This is a genomic window from Halovulum marinum (assembly GCF_009697225.1).
Taxonomy (GTDB): domain Bacteria; phylum Pseudomonadota; class Alphaproteobacteria; order Rhodobacterales; family Rhodobacteraceae; genus Halovulum; species Halovulum marinum.
This window is the reverse complement of the sequence record NZ_WIND01000004.1, coordinates 79,065-99,161: the sequence shown is the minus strand read 5'-3', so window position 1 is coordinate 99,161 and position 20,097 is coordinate 79,065. Positions and strand designations below refer to the sequence as shown.

Below are 20,097 nucleotides of genomic sequence, written 5' to 3'. Positions count from 1 at the left end.
TGGCTGAAGCGGTAGAATGGCCGAGGATGCCGGCGAACTGGTGAAAAGCCTGCCGAATGAGCGGAATTTTAATTTGAGCGCCGAATTAAAGCACCTGCAGACGCGCAAGCCCGAGATCGTCGATCCGACCGCCGGTTGCGGCCCGATCCGGTCGGCCTCGTCGGCGCCGCTGCGCCAGCAGGTGTTCGAGTGCATCCGCTCCGCCGGCCAGATCCCGCGGGTCGAGGTCGCCAAAGCGCTGGGCATCAGCGCCGGCTCGGTCACCACGCTGTCTTCGGAGCTGATCCGCGAGGGTTTCGTGCAGGAGGGGCCGCTGGCCAGCGCCGCGCCGTCCCGCGGGCGGCCGCCGGTGGCGCTGAGCGTGCGGCCCGGCCGCGGCCATGTCGTCGGCATCAAGCTGGCCGAATCGGTGCATACCGCGGTGCTGGCCGACTTCGCCGGCACCCCGCTCAGCGAGGCGCGGCTGACCACCGATCCCTCGGCGCGTAGCCTGTCGGCGATGCTGGACGCGGCGCAGGCGCTGTTCTCCGCCGTCGCCGCCGAGGCGGGCGTGGCGCCCGGCAGCGTCGCCGCGGTGGGAATCGGCCTGCCCGGCATCGTCGATCACGACGCCGGCACCTGGGTCTGGTCGCCGCTGCTGCCCGACCGCGACATGCCGCTGCGCGACATGGCCGCGCAGCGCTTCGGCTGCCCGGTGCAGATCGACAACGACGTCAACGTGCTGACCCTGGCCGAGCTGTGGTACGGCGCGGGGCGCGCGCAGCAGGATTTCGCCGTGGTCACCATCGAACACGGCGTCGGCATGGGGCTGGTGATCGGCGAGCGGCTGTACCGCGGCGCGAACGGCTTCGGGATGGAGCTGGGCCACACCAAGGTGCAGCTGGACGGCGCGCTGTGCCGCTGCGGCCAGCGCGGCTGCCTGGAGGCCTATGTCGCCGACTACGCGATCGTCCGCGAGGCGACCACCGCGCTGGGGCTGCACGGCTCGGAGCTGGGCTCGACGCACATGCTGATGGAAAGCCTCTACGACCAGGCCAAGGCCGGCAACGAGGCGGCGCGCACCATCTTCCGCCGCGCCGGGCGCTATCTGTCGCTGGGGCTGGCGAACGTGATGACGCTGTTCGACCCGTCGCTGATCATCCTGTCCGGCGACCGGATGCGCTATGACTATCTTTATGCCGGCGACACGCTGGGGCGGATGAAGGCGATGATCATCAACAATGCGCACCGCCCGATACGGGTCGAGGTCCATGCCTGGGGCGACTGGGTCTGGGCGCGGGGCGCGGCGACGCTGGCGCTGTCGCACCTGACCGACGCGCTGCTGTCGGGCGAGGCGGCCTAGCGGTCGACCGGCAGGCCGCTGGGCACCGTTTCCGGGATGCCCAGCCGCCCGTCCAGCGCGGCGCGGTCGGTCAGGCTGTCGAGAAACGCGATCAGCGCATCGATCTCTTCCCCGCTTAGTGCCACCGCCGGGCGCGCCGCCGCCGCGGCAATCGCCGCGCGCTCGGCGGCGTCGTCCATCACCCGCCAGTCCCGCGCCCCGTCCAGCGGCGGCAGCACCGCCGCCTGCCGGTTCCAGCGTTCCAGCGCCGGAACCGGATCCAGGTGGTCGACCACGAAGGCGCGCAGGTCGGCATGCCCGCCGCCGTGCCCCCACGGGCCGGTCGCGGCAACGTTGCGCAGCGACGGCGTGCGGAAGGCATAGGCGTCGGCCGGATCGCCGGTGACCCGCATCCGGCCGAGGTCGCGGGCGTGATCCTCGAACCGCGCCGCCTTGCCCGGCCCCAGCTGCGGCGCGCCCATGGCGTGGAAGTCGTGGTCGGTCAGGAACGGGCCGGAATGGCAGTCGCTGCAGCCGGCCTTGCCGTAGAACAGGTCCATGCCCGCGGCCGCCGCGCCCTGCAGCGGCGCGGTGCCGCGCAGGTGCGCGTCGAACGCGCTGCCGTCCGAGCGCCATTCGAAGGCGACGAAGGCGGCGATCGCGTTCGAGATGTCGGTGAAGGCGATGTCCCGCCCGGCGGCGATGTCGGGATAGACCTGCGCGAAGCGCGCGGCATAGTCCGGGATCGCCGCGACCCGGTCCGAGATCAGGTCCCAGGCGCCGCCCTCGCCGGTGATCCGGCCCAGCCGCACCGCGCGGCTGACCTCGTTCTCGCTGTAGTGCCCGGCCATCTCGTCGCCGCTGAGCACCGGGAACATGGTCTGCGCCGACAGCACCCCGGAAAAGCCCAGCGTCATGTCGTCCTCCAGCGGTGTGCGCAGGCCGCTGGCGCGCGCCGGGTCGGCCTCGATGCGGCCGTCGTGGAACAGCACCGTGAACTCCCGCGCGCCCAGGTTGAACAGCGCCGGCGCGTTGCGGGGGATGCGCTGCTCGGGCAGGTTCCGCGGGTCCGGCCTGCGCTCCGGCCCCAGCCCGACGCCGCCCTCGCCCAGCCCCAGAGAGACGCCGTCGCCGGTGCCGAAGCGCGGATTGTGGCAGGTGCCGCAGCTGATGTTGCGGTTGCCCGACAGGACCGGGTCCCAGAACAGCAGCCGCCCCAGCGCCACCTCGGGCTCGGGCGTGGCGACGTACATCCCGTCGGTAACCGGCCCGGGCGGGCCGGCCGGCGCCGGGCCGGCCAGGCCCAGCCCCAACCCCAACCACAACCCCAGAACCAGGAGCAGAAATCGCATCGGCATCTCCTTCGCGGCGCAGACTAGCCGCGCCCGCGCCGGTGCGGAAGCCTCAGCCAAGGCCGCGGTCGCCATGTTCCAGGATCACCGGCACGACGATCTCTTCCTCGTCGGCCAGGTGCCGGTCCAGCAGCCGGGCGAAGCCGCGCAGCCGGTCGTGGAACGCGCCCGCCGCCAGCCCCGCAGGCTGACCCGCGGCCAGGGCGGCCAGCAGCGCGTCGGCGTCGCCGGCCAGCGCGTGCAGCATCGGGTCGATGGCATGGTGATCCGCGTCCAGCAGGTCGAAGGCGGCCTGCAGGCGCGGCTCCTTCGCCGCCAGCATCGGGAAGTAGTGCAGATCCTCGATCTGGTGATGCCCGTGCAACTGGCTGACGAACGTCCCGCCCAGCCGCTGCACCGCGCGGCCGAAGGCCCGGCCGTCGTTATCGCCGTCCAGGAACGACGCCGCCTCCCGCTCCAGCCGCGCCTGCAGCCCGCGGAACATCAGGTGCCGGTCGAGCCAGAAGCTGGTCAGCCCCGAGAAGTTCGGATGCCCGGTCCACATGCCGCGCGGGTAGCGCGCGGCCAGCACGCGCAGATGCGGCGGCAGACCGCCGCGCCGGTCCAGTCTCAGATCGTCCATGCAGCCTCAGCTTTCCGCGCGCCCCGCCCGGCCGGCGAAGATCCGATCCGGCGCCACGACGATGTAGTAGAGCACCATGCCCGGGAACGCCAAGGCGATCGGCACCGCGAACGTCGGCGATCACCGGCACCACGGCCGCGTCGGGTCCGGCGCCCCGGGTCAGGCCCCGCGTCGGCGGAGTGGCCATCGTCGAACGCGGCGATACAGCCGGCGGACGGCACCGCGCCGGCGATTCCAGCATGACACGGCGATCTGTTCTTGCCGGTTGGGCCTGTGCCGACGGTTCGCGCGCGGCATCGTCCGGTCAGGGCGCGCACCGCGCCAGCCGCGCGGTGCGGCTCAGTCGGCGGGCAGGGTGTAGGGAAAGTCCGGGCCGGGGCCGTGCACGTTGTCCTCGGCGCGCAGGATCACCTCGGTCACGCCCTCGGGGATGGCGACGCCCGACAGGCTGCGGGTGAACGGCTGCTCTTGTTCGTGCGGGTGCAGCAGCTCGCGATAGCCCAGTTCGGCGCCGTCCGGGCCGAGCACCCGCCAGCCGTCGGCGTAGTGGTCCCAGCCGGTGTCGGCGTGGCGCACGGTGACGTCGAAGCGCCAGCCGTCGGCGGCCTTGCCGGCGCGCACCCCGGTGATCTCGGCCGGGCCGGCCAGCGCCGGCAGCGCGGCGAAGGCGAGGATGGCGAGCGCGGGTCGGAACATCGGTGCCTCCTGTGGTGCGTCCGGTCGGTCCGGGCCAGCCTAGCGCGCGGCGCGGCGTGCGCCAGCGCCCTGACCGGATCGTGATCCGCGGCCCGCCCCCTTTTCATCCCGGCACGGAAAGGCTAGGTAGCGCCGCACTCATCCCCACCTACAGGAGACCAAAGTGGGCTATCGCATCGCCGTCGTCGGCGCCACGGGCAACGTGGGCCGCGAAATGCTGAACATCCTGGCCGAGCGCCAGTTCCCCGTGGACGCGATCGTGGCCCTGGCCAGCCGTCGTTCGCTGGGCACCGAGTGCAGCTTCGGCGACAAGACCCTGACCACCGAGGATCTGGACACCTTCGACTTCGCCGGCTGGGACATGGCGCTGTTCGCGATCGGCTCGGACGCGACGAAGAAATACGCGCCGGTCGCCGCCAGGGCCGGTTGCGTGGTGATCGACAACTCGTCGCTGTACCGCTACGACCCGGACGTGCCGCTGATCGTGCCGGAGGTGAACCCGGACGCGATCGAGGGCTATGCCAGGAAGAACATCATCGCCAATCCGAACTGCTCGACCGCGCAGATGGTGGTGGCGCTGAAGCCGCTGCACGACCGCGCCCGGATCAAGCGGGTGGTGGTGTCGACCTACCAGTCGGTGTCCGGCTCGGGCAAGGAGGCGATGGACGAGCTGTGGAACCAGACCAAGGGCATCTTCGTGCCCGGGCAGGAGGTCGCGCCGAAGGTCTATCCCAAGCAGATCGCCTTCAACGTGATCCCGCACATCGACGTGTTCATGGAAGACGGCTCGACCAAGGAAGAGTGGAAGATGGTCGCCGAGACCAAGAAGATCGTCGATGCGTCGATCAAGGTCACCGCGACCTGCGTGCGGGTGCCGGTGTTCGTCGGCCATGCCGAGTCGATCAACATCGAGACCGAGGACTTCCTCGACGAGGAGGAGGCCCGCGAGATCCTGCGCGAGGCGCCGGGGATCATGGTCATCGACAAGCGCGAGGACGGCGGCTACGTCACCCCGGTCGAGTGCGTCGGCGATTTCGCCACCTACATCAGCCGGATCCGGCAGGACGGCACCATCGACAACGGCCTGAACTTCTGGTGCGTCAGCGACAACCTGCGCAAGGGCGCGGCGCTGAACGCGGTGCAGATCGCCGAGCTGCTGGGCCGCCGGGTGCTGCAGAAGGGCTGACGGCTTGCACCGTGCAAGGGGAATTCACCGTGAAAACCCCCTCAAGCATCTGAATTTGCAGGGAAAGCAGTTACTGACAGACTGTTAACGCCGCAAACCGGCGGGTGGCGGCGGCTCCGGCAGGGGCCGCCGCTGCGGTTTCGGGGCCGGCTGGACAGGGCTGCTGGACGGACGGGTCGGCGCGCGCTCCTGCGGAGCGACGCCCCGCCCGCCGTCCCGTGGGCGCCGCGGCGGGCTCAGGCGGCGGGGTCGGCGGCGCCGAGGATCTCGTCCGGGTCGAGGCCGCGGGCCTCGGCGCTGGCGCGCACCGCATCGCGGACCCGGGCGTTGCGGGCGAGCAGCCGGCGGAAGCGCGCCTCGGACAGCACCAGCAGCGTGCACGGCGCGATCGCCTGCGCCTCGGCGCGGCGCGGCTTCTGCTGCAGCATGGCGATCTGGCCGAACATCTCGCCCCGGCCCAGCCGCCAGGTCTGGCCGGCGACGCGCAGCTCGACCGCGCCCGAGGCGATGAAGAACACGCTGCTGGCCGGATCGTCGCGGCGCATGATCACCTCGCCGGCGCGCACCCGGCGGGTGACCAGCGCGCGCTGCAGCCGGGCCAGTGCCGCCGCCTCCATGCCGGCGAACAGCGGCACCTGGCGCACAAGGTCGGGCTTGCGCACCGCGATGTCGAGGCCGATCGGGCGTTCGGTCAGCGCCCGCCGCATCGCCACGCCCTGCAGCAGCGTCAGGTGCAGCTCGGCGCCGATCAGCCCGTCGGCGCGCATGGTGTCGTATTCGCGTTCCTCGAGGCGCAGCGCGGTGCGGCGGATGAACCGGCGTTCGAGCTGGTCGGCGTAGCCCGGGTACTGCAGGTGCAGCCCGTCGAGCCACTGCGCCACCGCCTCCTGCCGGCGGTCCAGCAGCTCGTGCAGCACGTCGGCGACGCGGCGGCCGTGGATCCGGCGGATGCGGCGGTCGATGAAGCCGTGCAGGTCGCGCAGGATCAGCCGCTGGGCGAGCAGGATCTCGAACCGGTCGGCGGTCAGCCGCGCCAGCGGCCGGGAATAGCGCAGCCGGTTGCGCAGCGCCCAGGCCAGGCGGATGCCGCGGCCGGCGAACGGATCGCTGCGCGCGGCGCGCATGTAGCCGGTGCGCCCGCCGTTGCGCGCCGCCTCGATCAGCCGGTCGGCGTCGGCGAGGATGGCGTCGGCCAGCCGCGGCGAGATCACCCGCTCGCGGAACCGGTCGAGGATCATGTCGCGTTCCGCCCCGGCCAGCGCGATCAGCCCCAGGGTGACGCGGTCGCGGGCGAGGATCTCTGCGCTGGCCTCGGCCTCGGCGACGGCGATGTCGAGCCGTTCGGCGAAGCGCTTGGCCTCGGCGCGGACGGTCTCGCGCGGGAGCTCGTAGCTTTCGGTCGCGGCGGCGACGTCCTCGCGCACCTGCTGCAGCGCCACGGCGACCACCTGGTTCGACAGCGCCGCGTCGATCGGCGACAGCCGGTCGAGCCCGAGCCGGCCGGTCACCCAGCGCAGCGTGGTGCCCTGCGCCAGCAGGGTGAACAGGGTGAAGCCGGTGGCGACGATGCCGGTCAGCCGTTTCACCGTGTCGGGCACCAGCACGCTCTCGGTCACCGCCAGCGCCAGCGCCAGCGTCACCGCGCCGCGCAGCCCGCCCCACAGGATCGCAGTGCGGTAGGGGCGTTCCACCGGCGGCGACAGCCGCACCGCCGACAGCAGCGGCAGCAGGCCGAACAGGATCGCCGCGCGCGCCGCCAGCGCCGCCGCCGTCGCCACCGCGATCAGCGCCAGGTCGGTCGGCCGCACCTGCCCGAGCAGCCGCGGGATCAGCAGCGCGGCGAGCAGGAAGATCAGCGCCCCGGCCCAGTGCGCCAGCAGGTCCCAGACCTCGCGCAGGCCGGTCCAGGCGGCGGGCTCGAGCCGGCCCGGGCCCATCAGGTTCAGCGTCATCCCGGCTGCCACCACCGCGATCACCCCCGAGGCGCCGACCAGTTGCTCGGCGCCGATGTAGGCGAGGTAGGGCAGCGCCACCGAGACCGAGATCTGCGCCAGCGGGTGGCGGCGCATCGGCGCCATCGCCCCGACCGCCAGCCGCGCCGCCAGCCAGCCGACCGCGGCGCCGCCGAGGATCAGCCGCGGGAACCGGGCCAGCGCGGTGCCGATGTCGGGGTCGGGCACGCCGGCCATCACGAAGCCCATGAACAGGCCGAACAGCGCGATCGCCGCGGCGTCGTTGAGCAGGCTTTCGCCCTCGACGATGCGCGCCAGCCGGCGCGGCGCGGCGATCGAGCGGAAGATCCCCACCACCGCCGACGGATCCGTGGTCGAGACGATCGAGCCGATCAGCAGGCAGGCCATCAGCGGCAGCGGGCTGGCCCAGTACAGCGCGTAGCCGATCGCCAGCGTCGCCATCGCCACCGCCACCACCGCCAGCACCAGGATCGGCACCCAGTCGTCCAGCATCCGCCGCAGGTCCATGCCCAGCGTCACCTGGAACAGCAGCGTCGGCAGGAACACGTAGAGGAACACGTTGGCGCGGATCGGCAGGTTCAGGATCGCCTCGGCCACCGGATTAAGCGCGTCGGTCAGTTCGGTGCGCAGGAAGAACGACGCGCTCAGGCCGATGGCGATGCCGAGCAGCGCCAGGATCACGCTGTAGGGCAGCCGCAGCCGGCCGGCAAGCGGCTCGGCCATGCCGATGACCAGGAACAGGCTGGCGATCAAGGCGGTGATGACGACGATGTCCATGGTCGCGGTTATACTCATGGCTCCGGGGCGCGCCATCGTCGAAAGCGCCGCGGGCGGGCTACCGGGAAAGGAGACGCGATGCCGGACGAGGTGCTGATCGTGGGCGCGGGGCCGACCGGGCTGACCGCGGCGGTGGAACTGGCGCGGCGCGGCGTGCTGCCGCGGGTGATCGAGCGGCGCGACGCGCTGTCGCCGCTGTCGCGCGCCGTCGGCCTGCTGCCGGCGAGCATGGAGATCCTCGAGGCCGGCGGCGCCGCGGCGGCGATCCGGGCCGAGGCGGTGGCGCTGCGGCGGGCGGTGTTCCACCGCGGCGCGCGGCCGGTGGCCACGCTGCCGCTGCGGCCCGGCGACGGGCGGCGGCTGCTGGCGCTGCCGCAGGACCGCACCGAGGCGCATCTGCTGGCCGCCTTCGAGCGCCGCGGCGGCCGGGTCGAGTTCGGCCGCGCGCTGGAGGCGCTGGAGCAGGACGCGGACGGCGTGCGGGTGGTGATCGGCGGCCGCCAGGGCCGCGTGGCGCGGGTGCTGGGCGCGGACGGCGCGCATTCCACCGTGCGTGCGGCGCTGGGGCTGCCGTTCGACGGGCTGACTCTGGACGGCGACTGGTCGATCGCCGACGTCGACAGCCCGGACTGGCCGCTGCCCGAGGATTTCGCGATCTACCTGCTGCCCGGCGGCGACGCCTGCATCGTGGTGCCGCTGGCGGCGGGGCGCTACCGGGTGATCGCCACCGGCCCCGAGGCCTTGCCGATGCTGCCGGTGCCGATGACCGTGGCGCGGCTGCGCCGGGCCGGGGCGTTCCGGATCATGGTGCGGCAGGTGCCGGAGTACGGCCGCGGCGCGGTGCAGCTGGCGGGCGATGCGGCGCATGTGCACTCGCCGGTGGGCGGGCGCGGGATGAACCTCGGGATCGCCGACGCCGCCGACTGGGCGGCGCGGCTGGACGAGGGGCGGCTGGAGGGCTATTCCGCCGCGCGCCATGCCGCCGGGCGGGCGACGATCCGGCTGAGCGAGTTCGGCCGCCGCACGCTGCTGACCGACGGGCCGCGCCGGCGCGCGGCGCTGGCGGTGCTGGCGCTGGCGGACCTTGTGCCGGCGCTGGGCCGGCGGATCGCCGGGCGCATCCTGGCGAGCTGACCGCCGGCGCGGTCGCGCCGGCGGCGGCAGATTGTCCCTTGGCCGCCGGGCGGGCGCGCTGCTAGCCTGCGCCGCAGGCAGCGGCGCGGGGGACGGCGATGGACATGGCGATGCAGCCCCGGCGGGAGATCCCGCCGATGGCGCGGCGGCGAAGCGACGGCAGGGACGATCTGGGCTTCCTGCGCGCGCAGCCGGCGCCGCTGGTGCGCGACCGCTACGGCGTGGTATTCACCTTCTCGCACGCCAATGCCATGCGCCTGCTGACCGGCGGCGAGGTCCGCCAGGCCGGCGTCGAGACGATGGAGATGCAGGGCGTCACCTCGGGGCCGCTGTATGACTTCTTCAAGTATTCCCTGCTGTTCTCGCATGGCGCGCGGCATCGCGCCCGGCGCACGCCGCTGGCGCGCAGCTTCGCCTACAAGCTGATGGACGCGCTGCGCCCCGAGATGCGTGCCATGGCCGAGGCTCTGGTCCTGCCGTTGGCCGGGCAAGGCGAAGTCGATTTCCTGAACCGCGTGGCGGCGGAGTTGCCGGCGCGGATGATAGCGCGCATCGCCTGCGTGCCGGAGGCGGATTTCGCGCGGTTCGGCCAGATGGTCTATTCCGCGGTGCGGGGCATGACCGTGCGCTCGCCGCAGGTGATGATGCGCGCGATGCGCGACATGGGTGCGCTGACGGAGTATGTGGAGGCGCTGCTGCAGGCGCGCCGTAATTGCGCGGGCGGCGATTTCCTTTCCGAGTACCTGGATCGGGCCGCCGCCACCGGGTTGGATCCGGCCGAGGCCCGGATGCAGATCGTCACGCTGATCGTCGGCGGCAGCGATACCACACGCCTGGCGCTGACGGCGCTGCTGAGCCGCCTGCTGGAGCGCCCCGGGCAATGGCAGGCGCTGTGTGCCGCGCCGGCCGCGCTGGTGCCCGGCGCGGTGCGCGAAGGTCTGCGCTATGATCCGGTGACCGGCTCGATCGCGCAGGTGGCCGAGCGCGACTTCGAGATGGACGGCTATCCGGTGCCCGCGGGCACGATCATCGCGCCGACGCTGGTCACGGCGCTGCGCGATCCGGCGGTCTACGCCGAGCCGGACCGGTTCGACATCCGCCGCGACGACCACCCGAAGCTGCACCTGGCGTTCGGCGCCGGGGCGCACCGCTGCCTGGGCGAGGCGCTGGCGCGGATCGAGATGGAAGAGACGCTGTCGGTGCTGGCGCGGCATCTGCCGCACGCGGAACTGGCCGGCCCGCCGGCGACGATCTGGGGCACCGGCGCGATCCGCGAGATCGACGGGCTTACGATCCGGGTCTGAGGTCCGGTGCTGCCGGCGCGGGTCAGACGCCGTGGAAGGCGCCGGCCTCGGGGTCGTACCATTCCAGCGCGCCGTTGCCGATGTCGTGCCACAGCCCGTGCAGCGCCAGCGTGCCCTCGGCGACTCGGTCGGCGACCTGCGGAAAGGTCATCAGGTTGGTCAGGCTGGTCAGCACCGCCTGCCGCTCCAGCGCGCGCAGCTGGCTCTGCCGGTCGCCCTGGCCCTTGACCTTCTCGTAGCCGCCGCGCAGCAGGTCCATCCAGCGGCCGACGAAGCTGGAGTCGCTTTCCAGCTCCGGCGCGTTGCCCTCGCACATGTCGAGGCAGCCCTGCACGCCGCCGCACTGCGAGTGCCCCAGCACCAGCAGGTTCGATACCTGCAGCGCGCCGACCGCGTATTCGATCGCCGCCGAGGTGCCGTGCAGGTTGCCGTCGGGGCTGTACGGCGGCACCAGGTTGGCGATGTTGCGGTGGATGAAGAACTCGCCCATCTCGGCGCCGAAGATCGAGGTTACGTGCACCCGGCTGTCGCAGCACGAGATCACCATCGCCCGCGGGCGCTGGCCCTCGGTCGCCAGCCGCTGGTACCAGGCGGCGCTGTCGGCGTAGTCGGTGGCCTTCCAGCCCTTGTAGCGCTGGACCAGGTACTTCGGCAGGGGACGTGCGGGTAAGGTCATGCGGGATAAATTGCATGCGCCGCGCGTCGAGGCAAGCCGTCACCGCGGCCTTTCACTGCGGCCTTTCACTGCGGCCTTTCACTGCGCCCCGTCACCGCGCCTATACCGCTTGTTCAGTTTTTGTCCGCATGTTCGGCCGCACCACGACGAGCGAAGGAGGCGCGCATGGCCCAGGTACTGGCATTGCCGACGGCGGAGACCGGTCGGCTGGACCCGCGGGTGCTGAACCGCCTGCGCGCCAGCATGGGCGCCGACCGCTGCCGGCAGGTGCTGGCCGATGCCGCCTTCGAGATCACCGACCGGCTGATCCGCTTCGACCGCGCCGCCGCGACCGGCGATGCCACCGCGGCGGCGCGGCTGGCGCGCGGCGTTGCCGCGATGGCCGACGGCATCGGCGCGGTCGAGCTGGCGGCCGCCGCGCGCGCCGCCGCCGACAGCCACCGGCGCGGCTGCGCCGTGGCGCGCGCCGCCACCGCGCAGCGGCTGTCGCGCTGCGGCGATGCGATGATGGACGATCTGCTGGGCGCGGCGCTGGCCGCCGATCCCTGACGATCGCGCCGCGGCGGCGGCGCTGGCAGCCGACACCATCGCCGGCACCGCGGTGATCGTCGGCGCCGGCCTCTACATCTGGCTGCGCGAGCGCAAGCGCCCGCCGAAGAAGCCGGTGACGACCCCCGGCGGCACCGCGGGCGGGCCGCGCCAGGGGGCGTCGTTCGGCGGACTGGTTCGAGGACAGGTATCGTGCACCGAAATTGAACTCCCCATAGTCGGCAATGACAATCAGTCATGCGGACCGAACTGCCCTCCCAGGCTGGAACGTGCTATTGTCCAGGCGACACCTCACCGGACACGTCCCATGGCCCAGGCGGACATTTACAGAAAACAAGGACTCGGCGGTGCTCTCGAAAGGGGCAAACGGACGGCGTTGATCGTGGTCGATTTCGTGAACGGCTTCATCGACCCGGAGATTTTCGGCGGCGGCAATTGCCTTGATGCGGCAAAGGCCAGCGTGGGAGTTCTGGCGGCATTCAGGAGCCAGGGTCTCCCGATCGTCTTCACCCGCATCGTCTACGCCGAGGACGGGTACGACGCGGGTGCCTGGTGTGAGAAAGCCCCCCGTCTGCGTGAACTGACGGACAGCAATCCGGTCAGCCATGTCATCGATATCTTGCGGCCCAGGCGGGGCGAGTACGTGCTCTGCAAGACCCAGCCGTCCGCATTCTTCGACACGAATCTTGGATCGGTCTTGCGCGGGAAGTCTGTCGACGCGGTCGCCGTGGTCGGCGCGACGACAAGCGGATGTGTCAGAGCCACGGTCGTGGATGCCATCAGCAGCAATTTCCGCCCGACGGTCATTTCGGATTGCGTGGGCGACCGGGCCCGAGGTCCACATGAAGCGAACCTTTTCGACATGGAGCAGAAATACGCCAACCTGATCAGATCAACGGAGGTTCAAACGCTTTTCTGACGTTTGGCGACAGTCTTGTTGGGCTCGCGGTAGTCCGTCGAGTACATGATCGCGCCGCAGCGACGGCGCGATCATTCGTATTGGAACGGTCAATCAGCCGTTCGCGTCAGCCACAACGTCTTGGTCAGGCCGCTGATCGCGTGCTTGCTGGCGGTGTAGGGCTCCGAGCCGGGGCGCGGCACATGCGCCGAGATCGAGCCGTTGTTGATGATCCGCCCGCCCTGCTTGGCAAATCCGGCGGAATCACTAGGGTCGGGCGCAGATCCGAAGGAGTTTCGCCCGATGACCGCACGGTTCGCCGCGCCCACCCCCGACGCCACCCCGATCCACGTGCTGCCGGCCGAGACGGCCGAGGCGTTCGCCGCCGCGCTGCCGGCGCCGGCCCGCGCCCAGCTGCAGGTGCAGCCGTTCGCCGGCAAGCTGGGCGAGGTGCGGCTGCTGTTCTCGCCCGGGGGCGGGCTGGAGATGGTGCTGGCTGGCTGGGGCACCGCGGCCGAGCGCGCGCGCCAGCAGTTCCCGCTGGGCAACCTGGCCGGCGCGCTGCCCGCCGGCACCTATGCGCTGGACGATGCGCCGGACGGACCCGACCGCACCCGGCTGGCGCTGGCCTGGCTGCTGTCGGCCTACCGCTTCGACCGCTACGCCGACAGGCCCGCGCAGGAGGCGGCGCTGGTCGCCCCCGCCGGCGTCGACGCCGCCCGGCTGGAGCAGGAGGCCGCCGGCGTCGCGCTGGCCTGCGATCTGATCAACACCCCGGCCAACGACATGGGCCCGGACGAGCTGGAGGCGGCGGCCCGGGCGCTGGCCGAGGCCGAGGGCGCCGCGGTCTCGGTGATCCGCGGCGACGCGCTGCTGGAGCGGAACTTCCCGATGATCCACGCCGTCGGCCGCGCCTCGGACAAGGCGCCGCGGCTGATCGACATCGCCTGGGGCGCGGCGGACGCGCCGGCGGTGACGCTGGTCGGCAAGGGCGTGTGCTTCGACACCGGCGGGCTGAACATCAAGCCGGGCGCCTCGATGGGGCTGATGAAGAAGGACATGGGCGGTGCCGCCACGGTGCTGGGGCTGGCGCAGATGATCATGCGGCTGAAGCTGCGGCTGCGGCTGCGGGTGCTGATCCCGGCGGTCGAGAACAGCATCTCGGCCGGGGCGTTCCGGCCCGGCGACGTGCTGACCGCGCGCAACGGGTTGACCGTCGAGATCAACAACACCGACGCCGAGGGGCGGCTGGTGCTGGCCGACGCGCTGGCGCTGGCGGCCGAGGAGGCGCCGGCGCTGCTGGTGTCGATGGCCACGCTGACCGGCGCCGCGCGGGTGGCGCTGGGCCCGGACGTGCCGCCGCTCTACACCGACGACGAGGCGCTGGCGGCGGAGCTGGCCGCCGCCGCCGCCACGCGCGCCGATCCGCTGTGGCGGATGCCGTTCTTCGACCCCTACGAGGAGATGATCGAGCCCGAGATCGCCGATCTGGACAACGCCCCCAGGGGCGGCTTTGCCGGCTCGATCACCGCCGCTCTGTTCCTGCGCCGTTTCGTCGACGGCGCCGGGGCCTACGCGCATTTCGACGTCTACGGCTGGACCCCGGCGGCCAAGCCGGCGCGGCCGCGGGGCGGCGCCTGCCAGGGCGCGCGGGCGCTGCTGGAGGTGCTGGCGGCGCGCCACGGCGGCGGGGCCGCGCGGTGACCGGGTTCGATCCGCGCATCACCCCGGCGCGGCCCGACCTGGCGGCGGCGCACCTGCGCGGCCGGATCGCGGCCGACCGCTATGCCGCGCCGACGCGGATGCGGGTGGCGGCGCCGCTGCTGGACATGTTCGCCGGCCCGGACGGGTCCGGCGCGCTGACCACGCAGCTGCTGCACGGCGAGGCGGTCGACCTGTACGCGGCCGACCCCGGCAGCGGCATGGCCTGGGTGCAGAACGCCGCCGACGGCTATGTCGGCTACGTCGCCGGCGCCGGGCTGGCCCCGGACGAGGCCGGCCCGGACGATGACCCTGCCCCCGAGTTCCTGGTGACCGGCCGCGGCACCCAGCTTTATGCCGCACCGGGGCTGAAGCAGGTGCCCTGCGGCGCGCTGCCCTGGCTGGCGCGGGTGCGCGTGGCCGAAGAGCGCGACGGCTATGCCCGGCTGGGCTGCGGCCGCTGGTGCCCGCGGCCGCTGCTGGGCCGCGCCGCACCCGGCGATTTCGTCGCTGTCGCCGAGCGGCTGGTCGGGGTGCCGTATCTTTGGGGCGGGCGCAGCCAGGCCGGGCTGGACTGCTCGGCGCTGGTGCAGCTGGCGCTGGCCGCCACCGGCGTCGCGGCGCCGCGGGATTCGGACCAGCAGCAGGCGCTGGGCGCACCGGCGGACGGCGCCTGCCGGCGCGGCGACCTGCTGTTCTGGCGCGGCCACGTCGCCATCGTGGCGGCGCCGGACACGCTGCTGCACGCCAACGCGCACCACATGGCGGTGGCGATCGAGCCGCTGCGGCCGGCGCTGGCGCGGATCGCCGCGACCGACACCGGCCCGGTCACCGCCGCGCGGCGGCTGGCCTAGGGGCACGCCCCGGCTTCCACTTTGCTGCAAATAGCCCCGCCGGAGGCTGCGGCGTCAGTCCTCGACGGCGCGGATGAGTTTCTTTTCCAGCACCCGCAGCACGGTGCGCAGGTCGTGGCCGCGCTTGAGGATCCGGCCATCCATGCCGATCACCGCGTACTGCCCCTGGCGGCCGGCCAGCGCCGGGCGCTTCTCGATCCGGTAGAGCGGGTGCTCGGCGGCGCGGCGGAAGATCGCGAACACCGCCACGTCGCGCAGCATCGAGATGCCGTAGTCGCGCCATTCGCCCAGCGCGACCATGCGGCCGTAGAGCTGCAGGATCACCGACAGCTCGCTTCGGTGGAAGCTGACCTGCCGCGGCGCGGCGTTCAGGCGGGTGACGGAGGCGCCGGTGGGGTGGACCATGCCCGAAGCATTCCCGAACCCCGCCATTTTGGCAAGCCTTTCTAGGCGGATGCGCCAGAAAGGCCTTTTTCGGACCACAGTTTCTCCCACCGCTTGCCGCAGTGGCCTGCGCATAGTCCTCTCGTTGCTCCAGCGAGCTTCCTCCGGCGCCGTCGGGTTTGGCCCCCCATGTCCTGGCGGCGCCGGTTGCCGTTCGCCCGCTGACACGCCCGCGCCGATGCGCTAGGTGGTGGGCGAAGCACAGCCAGCCGGACATTCGAGACATGCGCGACTTTCACCACCCGGACCGTTCCCCCGTCTACGCCGTGGGCGGCATGGCCGCGACCTCGCACCCGCTGGCGACGCAGGAGGCGGTGCGCCTGCTGGCGGCGGGCGGCAACGCGGTCGACGCCGCCATCGGCGCCGCAGTGCTGCTGAACATCTGCGAGCCGCAGTCCACCGGGCTGGGCGGCGATCTGTTCGCCCTGGTCAAGCCCGCCGGCCGCGAGGAGATCGTCGGGCTGAACGCCTCGGGGCGGGCGCCGGCGGGGCTCGATGCCGCGCGGCTGCGCGCCGAGGGGCTGGCCGCGATCCCGCCGACCGACGCCCGCGCGGTGACCGTGCCCGGCGCGGTCGACGGTTTCGTGCGGCTGTCCGAGGACTATGGCGTGCTGGGGCTGGAGCGGGTGCTGGCGCCGGCGATCGACCATGCCGAGCGCGGCGTGCCGGTGGCGCCGCGGGTGGCGCTGGACTGGCGGCTGGCAGAGGACCGGCTGCAGGGCGCGGCGCGGGCGCAGTACCTGATCGGCGGACGGCCGCCTGCGGTTGGCGACATCTTCCGCGCGCCGCGGCAGGCGGCGCTGCTGCGCCGGATCGCGGCCGAGGGCCGGGCGGCGTTCTACGAGGGCGCGGCCGCCGCCGGCATGGTGGCCGCGCTGCGCGCCGCCGGCGGCGATCACGCCGAGGCGGATTTCGCCGCGCAGGCCTGCGACTACGTCGCGCCGATCCGCGGCCGCTACCGCGGCGCCGAGCTGGTCGAGCTGCCGCCGAACGGGCAGGGCGTCACCGCGCTGCTGCTGGCGGCGATCCTGGAGCGGCACGACATCGGCCGGCTGGACCCGTTCGGCGCGGCGAGGGTGCACCTCGAGGCCGAGGCGGCGAAGCTGGCCTATGACGCGCGCAACCGGTTCGTGGCCGATCCGGCGACCGCGGACGAGGCGGTGGCGCGGCTGACCGATCCGGCGCTGGCCGAGCGGCTGGCGGCGCTGATCGACCCGGACCGGGCGCTGCCCGACCCGGCGGCGGCGGCCGGCGCGGCGCACCGCGACACGGTCTATCTGTGCGTGGTCGACGGCGACGGCATGGCGGTGTCGCTGATCTACTCGATCTTCAACAGCTTCGGCTCGGGGATCGTCGACCCGGACACCGGCATCCTGTTCCAGAACCGCGGCTCGGGGTTCTGCCTGGAGCCGGGGCACCCGAACGAGGCCGGGCCGGGCAAGCGGCCGCTGCACACGATCATCCCGGCGATGCTGGTCGAGGACGGCCGCGTCACCATGCCGTTCGGGGTGATGGGCGGCCAGTACCAGGCCGCCGGGCATGTGAGGTTCCTGTCGAACATGCTGGATTTCGGTATGGACCCGCAGCAGGCGATCGACGCGCCGCGCGCGTTTCCCGAGGCGGGCGAGCTGCGGCTGGAGGCGGGCCATGCCGCCGCGCTGCACCCGTTGCTGGCCGACAAGGGGCACCGGGTGGTGGTGCCGCGGGCGCCGATCGGCGGCGCGCAGGCAATCCGCATCGACCATGCGCGCGGGGTGCTGATCGGCGCCTCGGACCCGCGCAAGGACGGCTGCGCGCTGGGGCTTTAGCCACGGCGGCGCGGGAGGGTCCGCGCCCGCGCCGTTCCCGCAACGTCAGACGTTGGCGCCGCGGATCGCGTCGCACACCGCCTCGGTGACCTCGCCGGTGGTGGCGGTGCCGCCGATGTCGGGAGTGGCGATGCCGGCGGCGCAGATCGCCTCGACTGCCCGCATCAGCCGCGCGGCGGCCTGCGGCTCGCCGAGGTGGTCGAGCATCTGCGCCGCGGTCCAGAACGTCGCCACCGGATTGGCGATGCCCTTGCCGGTGATGTCGAAGGCCGAGCCGTGGATCGGCTCGAACATCGACGGGAAGCGCCGCTCGGGGTCGATGTTGCCGGTCGGCGCGACGCCGAGGCTGCCGGCGAGCGCGCCGGCCAGGTCCGACAGGATGTCGGCGTGCACGTTGGCGTACTGGTCCAGGCCCTGGCAGATCGGCAGCCGCAGCCCCCACAGCGTCAGGTGGTCGGGCACGTCGGGCGCGCCGACCGCGCCGAAGAAGATCGCGTCGAACGCCTTCAGCTGCTGCGGCCCGTCCTCGGGCATCAGCGCGCCGGTGCGCCGGTAGCGGTCCGAGCCCCAGTCGAATTCGGTCGCCTCGAGCGCGAAGCCGCCGTCGCGCCTTTCCAGCGCCGCGAGCGCCTGGAGCCCGGCGGCGATCACCTCGGGGCCGATGCCGTCGGCGGGGATGGCGGCGATGCGGTAGCGGTTCATGGCTGGGGTCCGTCCTGATGTGATGCCGGGCCTGATGTGATGCCGGGGGCCGGCGGTCGTGCGGCACGCTAGCGCCGTGATCGGGGGTATCTCACCCGGCGCAGGATTATATAAAGAAATCGTCCAATCCGGCGCGGGGCCGGGCCGCCGGAGGCGGCGCATGGACATCGACCAGATCAGGTGTTTCGTGGCGGTGGCGGACCGGCTGCACTTCGGCCGCGCGGCGCAGGCGCCGGACATGCTGCCGGCGTCGCTGGGCCGGCAGATCCGGCTGCTGGAGGAGCGGCTGCAGACCCGGCTGTTCCTGCGCACGACGCGCAGCGTGGCGCTGACCGAGGCGGGCGCGACGCTTCTGGCGGACGCGCGGGCGCTGATCGCGCAGGCCGAGCGGTTCGAGCGCCGGGGGCGCGGCCTGCGCCGGCCGGAGCCCGCGGCGCTGAGGGTCGGCGCGATCGACAGCGACGCCGCCGGGCTGATGCCGCAGCTGCTGCAGCTGGTGCGCGCCGCGCATCCCGGACTGGAGATCCGGCTGGTCGAGCGCAAGACCATCCACCTGCTGCCGAAGCTGCTGAGCGGCAGCCTGGACATCGCCATCTGCCGGCCGCCGGAGGTGCGCGACCCGCGGTTGAGCTTCCGCACGCTGTTCTGCGAGACCGCGGTGGTGGCGCTGCCCGAGCGGCACCCGCTGGCGGACCGGCCCGCGCTCGATGTCGCCGAACTGGCCGACGCGCCGCTGATCGTGCCCGACCGGCGCTCGCGGCCGCATTCGCACGATCTGACGATCCGGCTGCTCCTCGACGCCGGGCTGACCGCGCGCATCGCCCAGGTGGCCGAGGAGAAGCACACCATCGTCGGGCTGGTGGCGACCGGCACCGGGCTGGCGATCGTGCCGCGCTGGACCGCGCGGCCGGGCGTGCCGGGGGTGCGATTCGTGCCGCTGTCGGTCCGCGGCGGCGCGCCGCGCGTGACGCTGGCGCTGGCCGCCGCCTGGGCGCGGGGCGCGCGCGACCCGATGCGCGACGCGTTCCTGGCGGTGCTGGAGGCGCACCTGCCGGCGCTGGAGCGGAGCGCCTGACGGCTCGGGGGGCAAGGTGATCGACGCGCTGGTGTCGCGGTCCGCGAGGATCCGGTGCCGGGGGTGCGCCCGCCCGGGCGGGCGCGATCCTGTCGGATCGCTTCGCGCGGTCGGGCCCGGCCCGCGCTGGCGCGCGGGTCCGGGCGCTTGCAGCGGTCGGCGGTCAGCCGCTGGCGGCGGCGGTGCCGATCTGCAGCCGGTGCAGCTGGGTGTAGAGCCCGCCGCGGTCCAGCAATTCGTCATGGCGGCCCTGCTCGGCGACGCGGCCCTGGTCGAGCACCACGATGTGGTCGGCGCCGCGGATCGTCGCCAGCCGGTGCGCGATCACCAGCGTCGTCCGGCCCTCGGCCAGCCGTTCCAGCGCCTGCTGGATCTTCGCTTCGGCGCGGGCGTCGAGCGCCGAGGTCGGCTCGTCGAGCAGCAGCACCGGCGCGTCGCGCAGCATCGCCCGCGCGATCGCCACGCGCTGGCGCTGCCCGCCCGACAGGTTGGCGCCGCGCGGGCCGGCCGGGCTGTCGAGCCCCTGCGGCAGGCGGTCGGCGAACTCGGCCACGGTGGCGCGGTCGGCGGCGGCCTCGATCTGCGCGTCGGTCGCGTCCAGCCGGCCCAGCGCGATGTTCTGGCGGATGGTCTCGTCGAACAGCGCCGCGTCCTGCGCCACCAGCGCGAAATGCCCGCGCAGCGCCGCGAGGTCGAGCGCCGCGATGTCCGCGCCGCCGATGGTGATGCTGCCGGCGTCGGGCTCGATCAGCCGGGTCAGCAGGTTGAACACCGTGCTCTTGCCGGCGCCGCTGGCGCCGACCAGCGCCGTGGTCCGGCCGCGCCGCGCGGTGAAGTCGAGGCCGCGCAGCACCGGCTGGCCGTCGTAGGACAGCCGCACGTCGCGGAACGCGATGTCGCCCGCGGGCACCGGCGCCGCCGCGGGTGCCGCCGCCGGGCGCGGCGGCACCCGCGGGCGGGCGTCGAACAGCTGGTACAGCCGCTCGAGGCTGGCGAGCGCGGCGTTGAGCTGGCCCGAGACGTTC

The 20,097-nt window shown here is 73.2% G+C and carries 18 protein-coding genes and 1 pseudogene; 10 read left to right on the top strand and 9 right to left on the bottom strand.

Annotation, left to right across the window (positions count from 1 at the left end; translation table 11 throughout):
* Positions 1-73: 73 nt before the first annotated feature.
* Positions 74-1,342, top strand: coding sequence for an ROK family transcriptional regulator (locus GE300_RS07690; RefSeq protein WP_233416865.1), 1,269 nt, complete (start codon positions 74-76; stop codon positions 1,340-1,342).
* Here GE300_RS07690 and GE300_RS07685 read toward each other — a convergent pair.
* From GE300_RS07685 to GE300_RS07670, 3 genes are all read right to left on the bottom strand, one after another.
* Positions 1,339-2,574, bottom strand: a complete 1,236-nt coding sequence (locus GE300_RS07685) for a cytochrome-c peroxidase (RefSeq protein ID WP_233416887.1) — start codon at positions 2,572-2,574, stop codon at positions 1,339-1,341. The genes GE300_RS07690 and GE300_RS07685 overlap by 4 nt on opposite strands.
* A gap of 151 nt (positions 2,575-2,725) precedes the next feature.
* Positions 2,726-3,295 carry a hemerythrin domain-containing protein gene (locus tag GE300_RS07680; RefSeq protein ID WP_154445963.1) on the bottom strand — a complete coding sequence of 190 codons (570 nt, stop codon included), beginning with the start codon at positions 3,293-3,295 and terminating at the stop codon, positions 2,726-2,728.
* 339 nt (positions 3,296-3,634) lie between these two features.
* Entirely contained in the window at positions 3,635-3,991 is a 357-nt protein-coding gene (locus tag GE300_RS07670; protein WP_154445962.1) for a hypothetical protein, read from the bottom strand.
* 163 nt (positions 3,992-4,154) lie between these two features.
* On the opposite strand from GE300_RS07670, the gene GE300_RS07665 reads away from it, so the two are divergent.
* Entirely contained in the window at positions 4,155-5,177 is a 1,023-nt protein-coding gene (locus tag GE300_RS07665) for an aspartate-semialdehyde dehydrogenase (RefSeq protein WP_325063151.1), read from the top strand.
* Positions 5,178-5,413: 236 nt separating this feature from the next.
* On the opposite strand, the gene GE300_RS07660 is transcribed toward GE300_RS07665, so the two are convergent.
* A complete protein-coding gene (locus tag GE300_RS07660) occupies positions 5,414-7,927 on the bottom strand; it encodes a cation:proton antiporter domain-containing protein (protein ID WP_154446130.1) in 2,514 nt (837 codons plus the stop codon).
* A gap of 78 nt (positions 7,928-8,005) precedes the next feature.
* On the opposite strand from GE300_RS07660, the gene GE300_RS23685 reads away from it, so the two are divergent.
* Positions 8,006-9,061: an FAD-dependent oxidoreductase gene (locus GE300_RS23685; RefSeq protein ID WP_154445961.1), complete on the top strand. Its 1,056-nt coding sequence runs from the start codon at positions 8,006-8,008 to the stop codon at positions 9,059-9,061.
* 104 nt (positions 9,062-9,165) lie between these two features.
* Positions 9,166-10,365 (top strand): cytochrome P450, encoded by a 1,200-nt coding sequence (locus GE300_RS07650; RefSeq protein ID WP_233416864.1) that lies wholly within the window; start codon positions 9,166-9,168, stop codon positions 10,363-10,365.
* A gap of 22 nt (positions 10,366-10,387) precedes the next feature.
* Here the strand turns inward: GE300_RS07650 and GE300_RS07645 are convergent, their stop codons facing one another.
* The gene (locus tag GE300_RS07645; RefSeq protein WP_154445959.1) at positions 10,388-11,041 is read right to left on the bottom strand and encodes a carbonic anhydrase; all 654 of its coding nucleotides are present in this window, start codon (positions 11,039-11,041) and stop codon (positions 10,388-10,390) included.
* A gap of 165 nt (positions 11,042-11,206) precedes the next feature.
* Between GE300_RS07645 and GE300_RS07640 the strand changes: the two genes are divergently transcribed.
* A complete protein-coding gene (locus tag GE300_RS07640) occupies positions 11,207-11,590 on the top strand; it encodes a hypothetical protein (RefSeq protein ID WP_154445958.1) in 384 nt (127 codons plus the stop codon).
* A 52-nt stretch (positions 11,591-11,642) separates the two neighbouring features.
* Entirely contained in the window at positions 11,643-12,509 is an 867-nt protein-coding gene (locus GE300_RS07635; RefSeq protein ID WP_325063150.1) for an isochorismatase family protein, read from the top strand.
* Between the two features lie 107 nt (positions 12,510-12,616).
* On the opposite strand, the pseudogene GE300_RS07630 reads toward GE300_RS07635, so the two are convergent.
* Positions 12,617-12,733 (bottom strand): annotated as a pseudogene (locus GE300_RS07630) (SDR family NAD(P)-dependent oxidoreductase); the annotation flags it as partial.
* A 58-nt stretch (positions 12,734-12,791) separates the two neighbouring features.
* Here GE300_RS07630 and GE300_RS07625 point away from each other — a divergent pair.
* Positions 12,792-14,192: a leucyl aminopeptidase family protein gene (locus GE300_RS07625; RefSeq protein WP_154445957.1), complete on the top strand. Its 1,401-nt coding sequence runs from the start codon at positions 12,792-12,794 to the stop codon at positions 14,190-14,192.
* Positions 14,189-15,043, top strand: a complete 855-nt coding sequence (locus GE300_RS07620; protein WP_325063149.1) for a C40 family peptidase — start codon at positions 14,189-14,191, stop codon at positions 15,041-15,043. Before GE300_RS07625 ends, GE300_RS07620 begins: the two co-directional genes overlap by 4 nt.
* Positions 15,044-15,097: 54 nt before the next feature.
* Here the strand turns inward: GE300_RS07620 and GE300_RS07615 are convergent, their stop codons facing one another.
* The gene (locus tag GE300_RS07615) at positions 15,098-15,448 is read right to left on the bottom strand and encodes a DUF2794 domain-containing protein (protein ID WP_233416863.1); all 351 of its coding nucleotides are present in this window, start codon (positions 15,446-15,448) and stop codon (positions 15,098-15,100) included.
* A 263-nt stretch (positions 15,449-15,711) separates the two neighbouring features.
* Here GE300_RS07615 and GE300_RS07610 point away from each other — a divergent pair, with 263 nt between their 5' ends.
* On the top strand, positions 15,712-17,295 hold the full coding sequence (locus tag GE300_RS07610; RefSeq protein ID WP_154445955.1) for a gamma-glutamyltransferase family protein: 1,584 nt from the start codon (positions 15,712-15,714) through the stop codon (positions 17,293-17,295).
* A gap of 45 nt (positions 17,296-17,340) precedes the next feature.
* On the opposite strand, the gene GE300_RS07605 is transcribed toward GE300_RS07610, so the two are convergent.
* A complete protein-coding gene (locus GE300_RS07605; RefSeq protein ID WP_154445954.1) occupies positions 17,341-17,997 on the bottom strand; it encodes an isocitrate/isopropylmalate family dehydrogenase in 657 nt (218 codons plus the stop codon).
* A 160-nt stretch (positions 17,998-18,157) separates the two neighbouring features.
* On the opposite strand from GE300_RS07605, the gene GE300_RS07600 reads away from it, so the two are divergent.
* Positions 18,158-19,072, top strand: a complete 915-nt coding sequence (locus tag GE300_RS07600; protein WP_154445953.1) for a LysR family transcriptional regulator — start codon at positions 18,158-18,160, stop codon at positions 19,070-19,072.
* A gap of 163 nt (positions 19,073-19,235) precedes the next feature.
* Here GE300_RS07600 and GE300_RS22905 read toward each other — a convergent pair.
* The coding region (locus GE300_RS22905) for an ABC transporter ATP-binding protein (protein WP_233416862.1) at positions 19,236-20,097 on the bottom strand (862 nt) is incomplete at its 5' end.